Annotated in this window: 10 protein-coding genes; 9 read left to right on the forward strand and 1 reads right to left on the reverse strand. The window is 69.5% G+C overall.

Going from position 1 to position 14,820, the window contains the following annotated elements; translation table 11 throughout:
• Positions 1-892 precede the first annotated feature (892 nt).
• From ACFV0G_RS01865 to ACFV0G_RS01885, 5 genes are all read left to right on the forward strand, one after another.
• The gene (locus ACFV0G_RS01865; RefSeq protein WP_380539958.1) at positions 893-1,153 is read left to right on the forward strand and encodes a hypothetical protein; all 261 of its coding nucleotides are present in this window, start codon (positions 893-895) and stop codon (positions 1,151-1,153) included.
• Between the two features lie 1,062 nt (positions 1,154-2,215).
• On the forward strand, positions 2,216-3,559 hold the full coding sequence (locus ACFV0G_RS01870) for a class I SAM-dependent methyltransferase (RefSeq protein WP_380539962.1): 1,344 nt from the start codon (positions 2,216-2,218) through the stop codon (positions 3,557-3,559).
• A gap of 1,263 nt (positions 3,560-4,822) precedes the next feature.
• Positions 4,823-5,965: an SGNH/GDSL hydrolase family protein gene (locus ACFV0G_RS01875; protein WP_380539965.1), complete on the forward strand. Its 1,143-nt coding sequence runs from the start codon at positions 4,823-4,825 to the stop codon at positions 5,963-5,965.
• Between the two features lie 860 nt (positions 5,966-6,825).
• Positions 6,826-7,686 carry an SGNH/GDSL hydrolase family protein gene (locus ACFV0G_RS01880; RefSeq protein WP_380539968.1) on the forward strand — a complete coding sequence of 287 codons (861 nt, stop codon included), beginning with the start codon at positions 6,826-6,828 and terminating at the stop codon, positions 7,684-7,686.
• Positions 7,687-7,909: 223 nt separating this feature from the next.
• Positions 7,910-9,154 carry a glycosyltransferase 87 family protein gene (locus tag ACFV0G_RS01885; RefSeq protein WP_380539971.1) on the forward strand — a complete coding sequence of 415 codons (1,245 nt, stop codon included), beginning with the start codon at positions 7,910-7,912 and terminating at the stop codon, positions 9,152-9,154.
• 201 nt (positions 9,155-9,355) lie between these two features.
• Here the strand turns inward: ACFV0G_RS01885 and ACFV0G_RS01890 are convergent, their stop codons facing one another.
• Positions 9,356-9,664 carry a hypothetical protein gene (locus ACFV0G_RS01890; protein ID WP_380539974.1) on the reverse strand — a complete coding sequence of 103 codons (309 nt, stop codon included), beginning with the start codon at positions 9,662-9,664 and terminating at the stop codon, positions 9,356-9,358.
• A gap of 1,393 nt (positions 9,665-11,057) precedes the next feature.
• Here ACFV0G_RS01890 and ACFV0G_RS01895 point away from each other — a divergent pair.
• The 4 genes from ACFV0G_RS01895 to ACFV0G_RS01910 all read left to right on the forward strand — a co-directional run bounded on the left by ACFV0G_RS01895 (position 11,058) and on the right by ACFV0G_RS01910 (position 14,818).
• Positions 11,058-11,402, forward strand: a complete 345-nt coding sequence (locus tag ACFV0G_RS01895; RefSeq protein WP_380539977.1) for a hypothetical protein — start codon at positions 11,058-11,060, stop codon at positions 11,400-11,402.
• A gap of 77 nt (positions 11,403-11,479) precedes the next feature.
• Positions 11,480-11,749 carry a hypothetical protein gene (locus tag ACFV0G_RS01900; protein WP_380539980.1) on the forward strand — a complete coding sequence of 90 codons (270 nt, stop codon included), beginning with the start codon at positions 11,480-11,482 and terminating at the stop codon, positions 11,747-11,749.
• Positions 11,750-12,389: 640 nt separating this feature from the next.
• Positions 12,390-13,613 (forward strand): hypothetical protein, encoded by a 1,224-nt coding sequence (locus ACFV0G_RS01905; protein WP_380539984.1) that lies wholly within the window; start codon positions 12,390-12,392, stop codon positions 13,611-13,613.
• The gene (locus tag ACFV0G_RS01910; protein ID WP_380539987.1) at positions 13,610-14,818 is read left to right on the forward strand and encodes a hypothetical protein; all 1,209 of its coding nucleotides are present in this window, start codon (positions 13,610-13,612) and stop codon (positions 14,816-14,818) included. Before ACFV0G_RS01905 ends, ACFV0G_RS01910 begins: the two co-directional genes overlap by 4 nt.
• Positions 14,819-14,820 lie beyond the last annotated feature (2 nt).

The following is a 14,820-nucleotide window of genomic DNA, read 5'->3' on the forward strand; positions in this document are numbered from 1 at the left end:
CGTGGGGGGGGGGTGTGGGGGGCGGTTGTGGCGGGGGGCCGGGCCGACGCCCCCCCCCCCCCCCCCCGCCCCCCCGCGGGGGGCCCCCCCCCCCCCCCCCCCCCCCGGGCCACCCGTCACGCCGTCGGCGCGCAGCATCAGGTCGCCGGGATCCCGTCTCCGCTCCCGCTCTGCGCGCGCACCACCGGCGTCAAGTACTGCTCCCGCGAATGCGCCCGCGCCCAAGCCCGACGCGACCTCCGCCGACGCCGCCGCACCACCGAACCCACCACCTGACAACACAGCCGGCAGCGGACAGTCACACCCAACACGCGTCCCCGACAAACAGGGCTCTCAGTAGAACCGCGGAAAACCCCCCCACTTCTCAACCCATCACACGGTTCTCAACCAACCACACAAACCCGCAGACCAGACAGCCAGAACACCCAGCCCCAGAACCCGGCACCACCAGCCCCCACCCACGCAAGCCAGCCATCCCGCCCCGGGGCTTCTCAACCAATCTGCAGAACCCCAGCACACCAACAAGATCAACCAGCGAAACACCGCCCCCCCACAACGACGGAGCTGCCTCCCAGCTCGATGCCGCCGTCAACTTCCTTGCCAAGCACCGCGGGTCGGTACGGCTGGTCACGCTCGACATCGGGGCCAACGACGTCCTCCCCTGCGCCAAGAACGTCGGCAGCATCGATGCAGGGTGTGCACAGAACGGCCTGCACGACATCGCCGCGAACCTGCCCCTGATCACGGCCAGGCTGCGGGCCGCCGACCCGGCCGCCGACGTCCGCTTCGCCGGCATGGACTACTACGACCCCTTCCTCGCAGCCTCACTCCTGGGCCCCAGGGACAACTGGCAGCCCTCGCCTCGCTCCAGGGCATCGACACCGCCAACACCGTGCTGCGCGCCGTCTACGCCCAGGCCGGATTCCTGGTGGTCCCCGTCGCGTCGACCTCCGCCGCCCACGACACCACCCCCGTCACTCTGCCCGGCGTCGGCGAACTGCCCCGCAACGTCGCCACCGTCTGCGCACTGACCTGGGCCTGCACCCCGCCACCGACCGGCCCGGACATCCACCCCAACGACACCGGCTACCAGACCATCGCCACTGTCTTCACCGCCGCACTCGCCGACGCCCCGCACAACTACCGACGATGACGCCCCGGCCGCACCGCAAGTACCTCATCCTGGCCGTCCTGAGTGTCGGCTCGTCCACGACGATGCTCGACACCGTCACCGTCACCGTCGCCGCGGCGCTTCACATCGGGCTGACGGGGTTGTATGCACCGGGCGGCCGAGCGTGCCTTCGACGCGTTCGGGCAACAGTGGACAGGAGCCCTGGGCAGCAGCCGCTGGCCGCTCATCACATGCCTGTGCCAGGGGCTCGCTCTCGCCCGTGACCACCGGCTCGACCTCGGCCGACTCGCCGAGGCGGCCTGGGCCTACGTCTCCGACCCCGTGTGGGAGCCCCTCGCCCCGCCCGCCACGCGGACCCGCGTGGCGGGCAGGAGCCGGCCACGGCCGCCGGTGCCCTGGTCGAGTTGCTCAGCGCGCTCGCCGGCCGGCAGCGCGAGCGCCGCTCCCGCACCGTCCAGCGGCTGCCCGCCGTCACCGCCACCGGCCTTCTGCCGGGCCACCTCCACCACATGGCCGTCTACTACCTCGCCAAGGCCCCAGCGCGACCTCGGCCACCGGCTGGACTCCCGCCACGGCATCCAGCTCGTCGCCTGCGGCGGTGGCCGCCTCGCCCCGGCCGTCCGCCGCGGCCTGGTCCACCTCGCCCGCCTCGCCGGAGACTTCCCCACCGCCCAACAGACCGCCCAGGACCTCGGGTGGAAGGGCCGCCACGGCCGACGCCTACCTCGCCGCCTGCACCCAGGGGACCCCGCGCAGCATACGGTAAGCCCTGGGCCCGGGCACGGCCGACGCCCGCGGCCAGGGATGGCGGGCCCCGGCCGGTTTGCCGCCTCTGGTCGATATCCCGTGGGCCTGCAAACCCAAATCGGCTTTTGGGCCTGCCAGTGATCAGAGCGGCCCTATTACGTTCGCCATCCCAAAGGTGGATTTGGCGGCGCGGCATACGTCACCCGTTCGGGGCGATGCTGCTGATTGCCGCGTCCGCCTATACCCACCAGCACCAGCCGCTGCCGCGGTAAACCTTGCCGGGCCCAGCACAGTAGGGGACGGGCGGCCCCCTGTGTTTGAGCTGAGAGGATTCGCATGGCCGAAGCAGCCGCAGCAGTTCTGGCCCGCTTCAGTGAACAGGTACTGGGTTTCGCCCTACCCGTGGGAATCCGCCTCTGGGACGGCAGCACGGCCGGCCCCGAGGACGGGCCGGCCTTCATCCTGCACGACCGCGAAGCCCTGCGGCGTCTGCTGTGGCGGCCCGGCGAGCTGGGGCTCGCCCGTGCCTGGGTGGCCGGAGACCTCGAAGTCGACGGCGACCTGTACGAGCTACTGAAGCGAATCTCGACGCTGTTGTGGGAACGGGACGAGCCCGGAAGCCGCACAGCGGCGCTCCGCAGAGCGCTGAGCGTGCTGACCACACCCAGCAGCCTGCGTACGGTGAGCCGGACGCTCGGCCTCGTGGGGATTGGGCTCCCCCCGGCACCGCCCGCCGAAGAGGTGGTGCGCCGTCGCGGTCCTGCGCACAGCATGCGCCGTGACAAGACGGCCATCAGCCACCACTACGACGTGGGCAACGACTACTACGCCCTGGTTCTTGGCCCCTCGCTCGTCTACTCCTGCGCCTACTGGCAAGGCGACCCGTCCTCCGGCGACACTCTGGAGCAGGCCCAGGAGGCAAAGCTGGACCTGGTCTGCCGCAAGCTCGCCCTGCGCGAGGGGCAGCGGCTACTAGACGTGGGCTGCGGCTGGGGCTCGCTGGCCATGTACGCGGCCGAACGCTACGGCGTACAGGTCGTAGGAGTCACCATCTCGGGCGAGCAGGCGGCATTGGCTCGCGAGCGTGTTGCCGCGGCGGGCCTTGAGCACCTCGTGGAGATTAGGGTGCAGGACTACCGGCAGATCGACGACTCCCCCTTCGACGCGATCTCCTCGATCGGCATGGCCGAGCACGTGGGCGGGAGGCGGTACCGCGCGTACGCGAATATCCTGTACCAACTGCTGAAGCCTGGCGGGCGATTGCTCAACCACCAGATATCGCGGCGCCCCGTGCGGAATGAAGGCAAGTACCGAATGGACCCCTTCATCGACCGGTACGTCTTCCCCGACGGCGAGCTGGCTCCCGTCGGCTCCACCGCGTCGCTGCTGGAGGAAGCGGGCTTCGAGGTACGCGACGTCGAGTCCCTGCGCGAGCACTACGCCCTCACGCTACGTGAGTGGGTGGCCAACCTCGAAGCGCACTGGGACGAGGCGATCAAGCTGACCTCGCCCGGGCGGGCGCGGGTCTGGCGCCTATATATGGCGGCCTCTGCAGTCGGGTTCGAGAACAACACGATGGGCGTCAACCAGGTGCTGGCGGTCAGGACCGGCAGTGACGGCCGGTCCGGCATGCCGTTGCGCAGGGACTTCCTGGAGACCTCGGCCCCGACGCCCGCCTGACGCGGTATCGATACACGCCGCAGGCGGCATGCCGTGATGCCTGCCCGGCGTCGGCCCGCCGACGGATACGGGCGCCCATGCCCCCGCGCGGGTACGTCGCGCATCCTCTCTGCGGTGCCGGGCGGAGCCGGAGTGACGGCCGCACGTTATGGGAGACCAGCCCAGTGCCAGGCCTCGCGCCTGAAGGTTGTTGCAGAAGGGCGGGTCCGGCCATGGCGGTGTTTGGCCTGGCCGGGAGTTTCATGTGCCGAGGGCAGGGTTGTGCATGTGGGCGCACGGCCTGCGCCACGAAGTGCAGGCCGTGCGCCCAGCAGCGAGTGCGTGTTCGTCGTCGTACACGTCGGACGGGCACCGGAAGGCTTCGGGCACCCGGACGAGACGGGCGACGTCGCGTTCGGCTGCCGCCGCCGCACCACACCGGACGGCCACCCCGCACCTCTCGGCTCCTACACCACAGCCGACTTCACCGGCTGGCACGAGATCGACGACACCGAACTCGCCACAGCCCTCCGCGACACCACTACCCCACCACCCCGCACCACCCGCTCTGCCGCGCCAGCCGCGGCCCCGCTGACACCGCCCCGGCACCGAGCACACCAAAGCCGTGGCCCTCGTTCAGGCCAACGCCCGCCCGATGCCCGCCACGGCGGCCGTCAGCCAGCCCCGGTCGGAGCATTCTTGGCGATCGCTTGCGGGTGTCTCCGGGGGCAACATCTGGCGAGCTGATCAGCCTCCTTGCGATGGCAGCTGGAACGTGCCTGGCATGTCGCCATCCCGCCATGCCTGGTGGGCGGCATGTGGGTGCACCCCGGAATTTGAATGCTTGCGTTCCGTCACCCGATGGCTCGTCAACCGGCGCGTACGGGTGCAACAGTCACTACTGATTCCCATGCGACCTGGGATCCCGGCAAGGACTCGCCCGCTACGCCCAACTGGAGATCGACACCAGCGTTCCCGTCTGCTTCGTCGATCCTCGCAGTCCCTGGCAGCGCGGCGCCAACGAGAACGCGAATGGGTTGCTGCGGCGGTACCTTCCGTCGCCCCGTTCTCTTGGGCCCAGTGATTTGGGCCTCCCCCTGTCGGCGGTCGTCTGGCTAGGTTCATGGCTGCCCGGTGCGCGGGGCGAAGCCCTGGTGCGTTCGTGCCCTATGGGCCCGGGGTTCAAGACCCCTCCGCTGGGGCTGTGAGGCCCGAGGTGGTGCGGGACACTCAACGGCCCACCAGGTCCGTTGCGTTCGACCAAGGATTGGATGTTTGCCATTCATGAAGCTCACCCGAGAAGCCGTCAATGCACCGCTTGAGGCAGGCGCACGTGTTCCCTCGCGGTCGAAGGCTCTTTGGTTGCTGTCGATGACCGCCACCGCAATCGCCATGGCATCGGTCCCGGTCGGCGCTGCATCGGCTGCGTCCCCGAGCGTTACCTACTATGTTTCGCTCGGTGACTCGCTCGCTTCGGGCTACCAACCGAACAGCGGCCACGACACCAAGATCGCATACACCGACAAGCTCTTCGAACAGCTCAAGCAGCGGAACCCGGGCCTCCAGCACATCCGCCTCGGCTGTACCGGCGAGACGAGCACGTCGATGGTCAACGGCGGCAAGTGCCTCTACCCGGGCGCGAAGTCCCAGCTGGAAGCCGCCGTCAAGTTCCTGGGCTCCCACCGTGGACAGGTCAAGTACCTGACCCTGGACATCGGGGCGAACGACGTCGACTCGTGCGTTTCTGCCAACGGATCCATCGATCCGGCCTGCGCACAGAAGGGGATCGCGACTCTCGCCCAGGCCATGCCGAAGATCACCGGAACTCTGCAGCAGGCGGGCGGTGCCCAGACAAGCGCGGGGATGACCTACTACAACCCGTTCCTGGCGCTGTGGCTCAAGGGCGACGCCGGCAAGCAGGCCGCAAAGGCCTCCGCTCAGCTGCAGGTCCAGACGAACAACATTCTCGTTCAGGGGTACACCGCCGTCGGCTTCCGGGTCGCCGACGTCGCCGGCGCGTTCTCTTCCTCGGACTTCAGCACCCAGGTGCAGCTGCCCCAGATCGGCGCGGTGCCGGTGAACGTGGCACGTGTGTGCCAGCTGACCTGGGCATGTACGCCGTATCAGGACATCCACACCAACGAGGCCGGACACCAGGCCATCGCCGCCGCCTTCGCCTGCGTGCTGACACGCAACGAGGGCCGGCCGACCGCAAGCAGCTCCGCGAGCCCGAGCCACGCCACTCAGGTGGGCGTCACGCAGGCAGCCCCGGCCAAGCCGACCGCCCCGCCCTCCCAGGCCGCCAGCCTCGCATTCACCGGATCGTCCCGAAGCACGCCGGTGATCGCCGGGGCCGGCTGTGCGGTTGCCGCTGCAGGCGCCAGCATACTCATCGCGACCCGCAGGCGTCGTACCCGGCGGCACTGAACCCGACGCTCTGCCGTCTGCTGTCGTCACCCGCGAGGGAGGGCGTGCCGCGGACACGCGATCGGCAGCCGGAGAGACAGCGCAGTCCCGGGGAAAGTGTCCACCCCGGGGCCGCGCGCCACGACACCCCCGTCACCCGCGCACCACCCCGCCACGACAAACCGTCTGCCGTTGCCGACATACGCACCCTCCAGCCGCAGCCGCACTTCGTTGCTCGGCCCGACGTCGTCCAGGCCGACACCGTCGGCGAGCTCATCGCGGGAGGCCCCGACGGCCCGCGGCGCCAGCCGCCTCCGGCCCCCGGAGCTGTTGATCGGCGGCCGCTCGGCGCCCTTCTGCACACAAACGCTGTGCCGGCCGCCGGATACGCTACTGCCGGATTCCATGTTGCGGAGGTAGGCGAGCAGGCGGCGGTAGGAACGGTTCCAGTCCGGCTCCAGCCGCCACAGCTCGTCCAGCGCATCGAGCTTCGCCGTCGCGGGGATGGGCGCCAGCGCAGGCAGCCGGGGCGGCGGGGGTGCGGGTGGCGGCTCCCTGGGCGGGTCAGCCGGTGACGGTCTCGCCGTGCCGGTGGAGCGCATACAGGCAGACGCGATCCAAATCCCTGCACCCGCACGGCAGAGCCGACACTCCGCCCGCGGGCGTCAGACAGTCCGTCAAGGACAGCATGCTGACGAAGACAGCCTTCACCTACGCCTGTTTGCCGGCGTCCCGCCAGAGATCAGCGGGCCCCGGGGCCCAGGAATTTTCTTGGGCCTACCTATCCAAACCATCGGTTCATAGGCTCGGAGCTTCTTCCATGCCCTCAAGAGAGGCACATGTCCGTGCGCATTCCTAAGCTCCGAAGGATAATGCTGTCCGTGGCGACATCTGTCGCGGCCCTGGCAACCGTGGGTGCGACCAGTGCCGTCGCCTGCCCGAACTCGGCGCCGGAGTACTACCTGGCGCTCGGAGACTCCCTGTCCGTCGGCATGCAGCCCGCCGCCGACGGACACCTCGTTGCGACCGGCCACGGCTACACCGACCGCCTCTACGCCGCCCAGCGGCGGCTGAACCCCCGCCTCAAGCTGGTCAAGCTCGGCTGTTCCGGCGAAAGCACCGCCACGATGATCACGGGCGGAAGCTGCCGCTACCACGCGGCCGCCTCGCAACTGGACGCCGCCGTCGACTTCCTCGCCAAGCACCGCGGCAAGGTCCGGCTGGTCACCCTCGACATCGGCGCCAACGACATCCTCCCTTGCGCCAAGACCACCACCGGCCTCGACAGGTCGTGTGCGGCGGACGGCCTGCGGAACGTCGCTGTGAACCTTCCGGCCATCACGGCAAGGCTCCGTGTGGCCAGCCCCGCCGCCAACGTCCGCTTCGCCGCCATGGACTACTACGACCCCTTCCTCGCCGCCTCACTCCTGGGACCCAAGGGCCAGCTCACCGCCGCGGAGTCCCTCGCTGGCGTCAACACGGCCAATGCGGTGCTGCACGAAATCTACGCCCGCACCGGATTCCTGGTCGCACCAGTCTCCTCGAGCTTCAACACGGACGACACCACCCCTGTCTCCGTGCCCGGCATCGGTCAAGTTCCCCGCAACGTCGCTACCGTCTGCGGCCTCACGTGGGCCTGCACTCCTCCCCCCGCCGGCCCGGACATCCACCCCAACGACGCCGGCTACCAAACCATCGCCACTGCCTTCGCCACCACACTCGCCGACGCCCCACACAACTGACGAGCCGGTGCGTGATCGCGGCAGGTCGGGCCTTCCCGGCCCGCGGCATGACCCGCTGCTACGGCGATCAGTGCCCTCTCGCGCCCCAAGGCAAGCAGGGCACCGCGTCGCCGTGGCGGTGGAGCCACAGGGGCGGTCGCGCCCAACTGCTCTGGGGCCGCAGGGCGACGCAGGCAATCGATTCATCCGGCCGCTCACAGAACGCAAGGAACCTCGTCCGCACATGCTCAGAGACATAGCCATGCCTGGTCGTCAGCGGCTTCGCCTGCTCGGCACTAGGCGGTGGGACCGGCTTGCCCTCGTGGCCTGCGCGGGCCTGGCGCTTGTGGTGGGGCTGCTGTCCCCGCACGGCAGCACCCAGCAGCTATGGAGTCTCATCGCCGCTCCAGGGTATCTCTGTGCGGCTGTGTATGCCGCACGGTCATCATCCGATACCTGGGCACGCGGCCCTGCCGTGATCGCGGTCGTGGGTGCGGTGGTCCTGCCCCTGGTGTACCTGACGGCAAGCGGCAGGGCACAGATGGAGGTCGGTGTCATAGAACGCGGGGCACACCTGCTGCTTTCCTCCGGTAGCCCTTATCAAGACACGCCGTATGAGGTAAGCGACTTCAACCCCTACCTGCCGGGCATGTCACTCTTTGGGGTCCCCCACGCGTTGCTGGGCGACGGGATGTTGACCAGCGCCCGCTGTTGGCTTGTCATGGGATTCCTCACAATCCTCTTCAGTGCCGGCCGTATGGCCGGCAGGGGCGGGAGCGACACCGCGGGTGGCACGGCGCCAGCCGTTTGGGTGCTGTGGCTGACGGCCTGTCCGCCCGTTGCCCTGCCGCTTGCCCTAGGTGGCGTGGACCCGCCGGTCGTAGCGCTCCTGTGCTTGGCGCTGACCTGCGCGCACCTCGGGCTCTCTGGCCGCACAGGCCTGGCACTGGGTGCTGCAGCCGCACTGAAGTGGACTGCCTGGCCTGCTCTTCCTGTGGTGATTGCCCTGCTCGCCGCGCGCCGGGGCTCACGAGACGCCATCAGGTGTGGCACGGGAGCGGCAGGAGTCGCCCTGGCTGCTGTCCTGCCCTTCGCCCTCATAGACAGACAGGGTTTTTGGGAGAATGTCGTCCGCTATCCGTTCGGGCTGAGCGACACACCGTCCACCGCCGCAAGTGCTCTGCCCGGCCGTTTGATCGTCACCTTTCTCCCGCACGGGAAGGCTGTCTCCATGGCCCTCCTCGTGCTGGCCGCCGCGTCCATAGCGGCGTCACTTCTGGTCCATCCACCCCGACATGTCGTAGCCGCCGCTGACCGGCTGACGTTGGGGCTGGGCCTGGCCATCATGCTGGCCCCCGCCTCACGAGTAGGCTACGTCATCTACCCGACATTGCTCCTCGCCTGGTCCCGCCTCCTCCGGCTCCCCTCAGTCACGCTGGCGCCGCCACGAGCCGCCGAAACAGATCACCTCCTGCCTCAGATTGCGTGACGATCCTTCAGATCAACGAGGGGGCAACCCTGTCGCGAATTCGGCGGCAACTATTGATTCCCAACGGCCGCCGCGCCCACGTGTCGATTGCCATGGGGTGATCGTAGAACGCCCTGCAAAACAATGAACACAATTTGCAATAGCGTGATTACGGGAAAGTCATTTCCCGTAATACGCCGGGCCCGTTCGCATTGCGCGTGATCAGAAAGGTGCGGGACCTGTTCCGCGGATCTCCAGCGTTCCGCCCGCGGGATCCCGGGTGTCGATCAGGAACCTGCCTTCGGCGCCGTCGACGACCAGGCGCACGGAGCTGGCGAACAGGACCGTCTCCGCGTCAGCGCCGCGGAAGCGCAGGCGCCCGGTCCACTGCTGCTGGCCGTCGTGGACGGTCGTCCCGCCGAAGGTGCGGGCCCGGACCTGGTCGGCCCAGCAGCGCAGGTTCGCCCAGCACGGGTACACCGCCCCGTCGGCGTGTACCGCCGCGTCGCCTTCGTAGAAGCGTGGCTCCATGGCTCCAGTCTCCGCCGGTCGGCCGCGGCCCGCCCGGCCCGGGGACGCAAACATGACGGCCTCGGGTCGGGTTCCGGACGCAGCGAGGCCCGGCCGTTCCTGAAGGGGTCAGTGGCGGCCAGGCCCGGCTGGTGGCCGTGTCGACGTTACGGCCGCGGGCGTGGGTGGGGCTAGGGCCGCACCGGGGGTGGGGCCGGGTGGGTGATCGGGGTCGGGCCGGTCGGTGGGAGAACCCGTCCGGCGGCCGGGGAAAGGGCCGTCAGCGCATTGGCCGTGATGCTCCGGGCAGGCGCGCGGCCTGGCGGCCCGGTGCGGTCAGGCCTGGTCATCCGCCCGCTCGGTGTCGGCGAGGGGGCCAGCGCCGAGCCGACGGCGGCCGCCAGGCACCACGGGCGGCACGTCCTCGGTGTGCGGTTCCAGGAACGGGGACCACTCAACGGGCAGCAGTCACACCCGGTCATCGGCCGCCGCGGGCACATCGGTCGCGGACTCGGAGAACGGCTGCCACAGCGGGCGGCGATCAGCACTCACGACCCTCAGCCTGGCAGCCTCCGCCCCGCGCCAGCGCCGCTACGGGTGCGGGCCGATCACCAGGACGGTGATGACCTGAGGAGGTCCCGGCCCTGGCCGTCCTTCTCGTCGGGGCCGTAGGTCCAGTAGATGTGCCGGGCGTCGGGGGTGTGGTTCTCCACGTAGCAGTCCCAGCCCGTCTGGCCACTGTGGTCGGGAAGTTCTCGTACTGGTGAGAGTGCAGGCCGGGGTAGTGGGGATCGGTCTGCAGGAGTGCCAGCGTCTTGCGGGTCCTCTTCAGCTTGACCGGATCCGCCTTGGAGCCGGCCGCCAGGCGCCGGAGCATCTCCCGCTCGATGCTGGCGCGGATGCGCCCGGCGAGCAACGGGTCCGTCCGCACCTACATCTCCCGTTCCGAGGCAATCCGATGCCCGACCCCGGAGCCGTACAGCGCAGCACGGCGCGTGGCGTGGGCTCTTCCCTGTCACCGCGTCTCCGGGTGTCTCTCGGCGCCGGCCGGTGACCGCCATGCCCGCCGGGGGCCAGACCGGGCCGCCGTGGTTTGCCGGCGTGGCGCCGCGGGGTCGAGGGGCGTCGAGCGCGGTGGTCCCGTCGGCTGACGAGGCGGTCGGTGTGGGTGCCGTGCCGCGCTCCGGGCGTTCGGGGTGGAGGCGAGGCGTGGGTCGAGGTCGAACACGGCGCCACCCTGTGCGTCAACGACGAAACGCCCGGTGAGACTCACCTCTCCTGACCACAACCAGCGAGCGGGGACACGCGCTCACACTTCCCGCCGGGCGGCATGAACACCGGTTGTGGGCGGAGTGGGACCCTGGGCCCCCGCACGAGCGCCGGCCCGGACCGCGAAGGACGGAGCGGAACATCCGTGGCAACCCCAGGACGACAAGAACTCATCGACCGGATCGCAGGAGAGCTCGCCTGGTGGGGGTGCGCAGTACCCGACGACCCCGGCGTCGGCGACCTCACCGGCATCACCGCACGGGCCGCCGCCGACCGCGCCCGTGCCGTCGACTCCCGCGCGCGCGAGGCCGCGGCCCTGATCGAAATGGCCGCACTCCCCCTCGCCGCCTGCCACCGCCTGCACGGCACCGCGCCGCACATCCAGCACTGGCACCTGACACACGCCCTCTTCACCCTGGCCGACGCGCGCACCCACCTCACCGCGACAACCGGCGACCGCCCCCCGTGTGATGAGCTGTCACCCGGATAAGCGGCATGCGGTGGACTGCATCCCGCCCGGGCGCGGTCGTATTGCGGCATCCCGGCGGCGGCTGAACGATCGTCCCCATGACGACTGCACTCGACCGCGGCGAGCGCGACCAGCTCGCGGCCCTCGTCGACCACCTGCCGGCCGTACCGGACAACGACACGAAGCTCGTACGGGTGGACGAACCCCTGCTGGAACTGGCGGTCGCCCTGCCCGGCCAGTTCTCGGCCGCATTCAGCAGCGAGCCGATCGGCCGGGCCGCCGGTACCGTCGCAGACCGGCTCCAACTGAGCGTCCCGATGACCGCCCTCCTGGCCATGAAGACCAAACTGGCAGGCAACCCGCGATAACCCGGCCCCGGGACGCCGCTCCCGGCGGCGGGCGCAGCGTTCCTGGCGTGACTGGGTCCTGGTGCCCGGCTACTTCCTGGTCGGGAACGGCCTGGATGGTCCGTCGGCGACGGGCCGCGACGTTGCCGACTTTGCGTGGGCCTGCGGCCCGGGCATCCGGGGTGATCTCGGGTGCATCGAGCGCTTCAGCGACCAGGCGGCGGATCTCCGGGTTGGAGGCGAAGAAGTAGCGCGGGTTGACCCGGTAGCGCGTCGGATCGGGGTTCTCCACCAGGTGGAGCGTCTCCAGCCGGGCGAGCGACTCGTACACCGTGGATGTCGAGGCGCCGCAGTCGAGGGCGATCTCCTCGATGTCGGCGATGTCGTGAACGCGATCTTCTACCAAAACCGGACAGGCTGCCAGTGGCGCTATCTACCCATGACCTGCCGACCTGGTCGACGGCGTTCTACTACTTCACGCTGTGGCGCCAGGACGAGCCCCACCAGCGGATCCAGGAACCTGCGCTGCCCGTCCGGAGAATGAAGACCGGTTGCTGCAGGAAATCTCATCCTCAGCGGGGCGGAGGTGCCGCACCGTGCCCTCCCCCAGTAGATTCGCACCCACACCGGTGTTCACGTAGCGCGAGAAGCGTGAAGATAGATGAAAGGGCAGGATCGCAGCTGGGTGATGGTTCCGATGCCGGTCGTCTTCGTGCACGGGGTGGGCAACCACGGCGAGGAGCAGCAGGCTGGTCAGGCCGCGAAGCTCCGGCGCCAATTCTTCGCCGAGTTCTTGTTACCGGCGATCGGTGCCGATCCCGGCCACGGCGTGGTGCTCATGCCCTGGTGGGGCAGGGCCCCCGCATTGCCGCGGTGGGGGCGCGTGTGCCGCCCGGGTGCCAGCGAGGCGCTGGGTTCGGGGGACCGGGTCTCGCTGGTCAAGGAGCTGGCCGCGGCCGAACCTCCCCCGACCGGACGGACGGACGACGTGGTCCTGGACACCGCCCGGGAGAGCGTGGCGGACGCGGTGGACCTGCTGTACAGCGCCGTGGACGTGGACGCCTGTACCGACGAGGACCTCCGCCAGCTGGCCACGCTGGCCGTCCCGCTCGCGTCCTACTGCGAGAGGCACCGCCGGTTCGACCCGACCGATCCCTTCTGGGAGGACGTGGCGGACGACCCCAGCCTGATCAGAGCATTCACGGCCACGGGCCGGACACCGGGCCCCCAAGTGGAGACACTGGGCGGCGGTGGCCCGCCCGGCAGGGTCGGCAAGCTGCTCCGCAGGACCGCCGACGAGCTGCGGAAGGCGTTGGTCGGACCGCCGGTCCGGCTGACGGCCGGCGGTCTGCGCCGGCTCACCGACATCCCAGTACACGACTACCTCGCCGACGTCTTCAAGTACCTCGCGGAGCGCGGCACCCCAGAGCAGCCCGGGGAGATCGTCGGAATCGTGCTGGACGACCTGCGGAAGGCGACCGCCGACGCCCCGGCAGACGAGCCGCTGGTGGTCGTGGCACACAGCATGGGTGGCAACATCGTCTACGACATCGCCAGCCACTTCTGCCCCAAGCTGACGATCGACATGCTGGTCACGGTGGGCTCCCAGGTCGGTCTCTTCGCCGAGTTCTCCGCCTTCCAGGGGGTGCCGGGCGACCTCCCTGTTCCCGGCGGACGCCGGAAAGTCCCAGCCCGGGAGAACATCCGGACCTGGATCAACATCGTCGACCGCGGCGACATCCTCGGCTACTCCGCGAAGCCGGTCTTCGAAGGGGTCGAGGACTACGACTACGAGTCCGGAGCGCTCTGGGCGCACTCGGCCTACTTCAAGCAGCCCAACTTCCACCGCCGGCTCGCGAGGCGGGTGCGGGGGGCGACGGCATGACCGTGTACACGATCGACGACGGCCCGGGCCCGCATGTCCACGCCCTGGTGATCGGCGTGGGGGCGTACCAGAACTGCGGCAGGGGCGTACCGCGGAGCGCGCCGAAGGAGGCCAGGTCGCTGCTCGGCGAGCTGGACACGCCCCTCACCTGCGCGCCCCTCTCGGCCGCGCATGTGGCCGACTGGCTGCTCACGGCGGACTGGGACAAGAGCGACGCCAAGCTTGGCACAGTGGACGTCCTGCTGTCCTCGGACTCCGACGCCGTCTGGCCGACGGACCCGGGACTCGTCGTACCCAGGCGGGCGGTGTACAACAACGTCCGGGCCGCATGGCGACGCTGGGTCGATGTATGCGACACGGACGACCGCAACATCGCACTGCTGTACTTCTGCGGACACGGTTGGGGCGGCGCACAGACCTACCTGCTGGTCGAGGACTTCGCTGCGGTCGTCGACGAGTGGGAGAACCACGTGATCGACTTCAACCAGACCCGTCTGGACATGCGAGCCTGCCGGGCGCTGACCCAGTACTTCTTCCTCGACACCTGCTCAAACGAGCCCTACGACCTGGGTCGCCGGAAGATCCGACCCCACAATCTGATCGTCCCCGACCAGCACAAGACCGACCTCCGGATGGCACACCCGGATACCTGGCCGAACAACCCGGTCCTCAAGCCGACCCCCAATCGCATCGAGAGCAGGGTGCAGCCGGACGAAATCACCCCCTTCGCGCGGGCCCTCGTAAAGACCTTCGACGGGCTAGGCGCCCGGGAGCGGGATGACGCGTGGGAGATCCGGAGCCGGTACCTGGTCTCGCAGATGAGCGATGTCCTCGACTGGTACTGGCCCGACCTCCACGCCAGCGACTACCTCGATCCGTGGCGCGGCGAAAGCAACCGCGACACACTTCTGCGCCGATGCCCGGGCATCCCACTGGTGCCGTTCCGGCTCGGCTGCACTCCTGATTCGATCCGCTCCAGTGCACACTGGGAGCTGCGGTGCCACCGGACCGGCGAGCGGCACCGGTACGGGCCCGACCGGTGGGAGGCCGAGACCCTGGCCTCGGCATACGACATCAAGGTGGACTGCAGGGACGGAATTCACCGGGAAGAGATCCGGACGGGAATCCCGATCGAGCCTGCGGGCCGCTCGGTCACCATCCGGGTCGAGCGCCTTGCTTCCGAATCTGAAGGGCAGGTGAGCTAAGC

The sequence above is a fragment of the Kitasatospora sp. NPDC059571 genome, assembly GCF_042735675.1.
Classification (GTDB): domain Bacteria; phylum Actinomycetota; class Actinomycetes; order Streptomycetales; family Streptomycetaceae; genus Kitasatospora.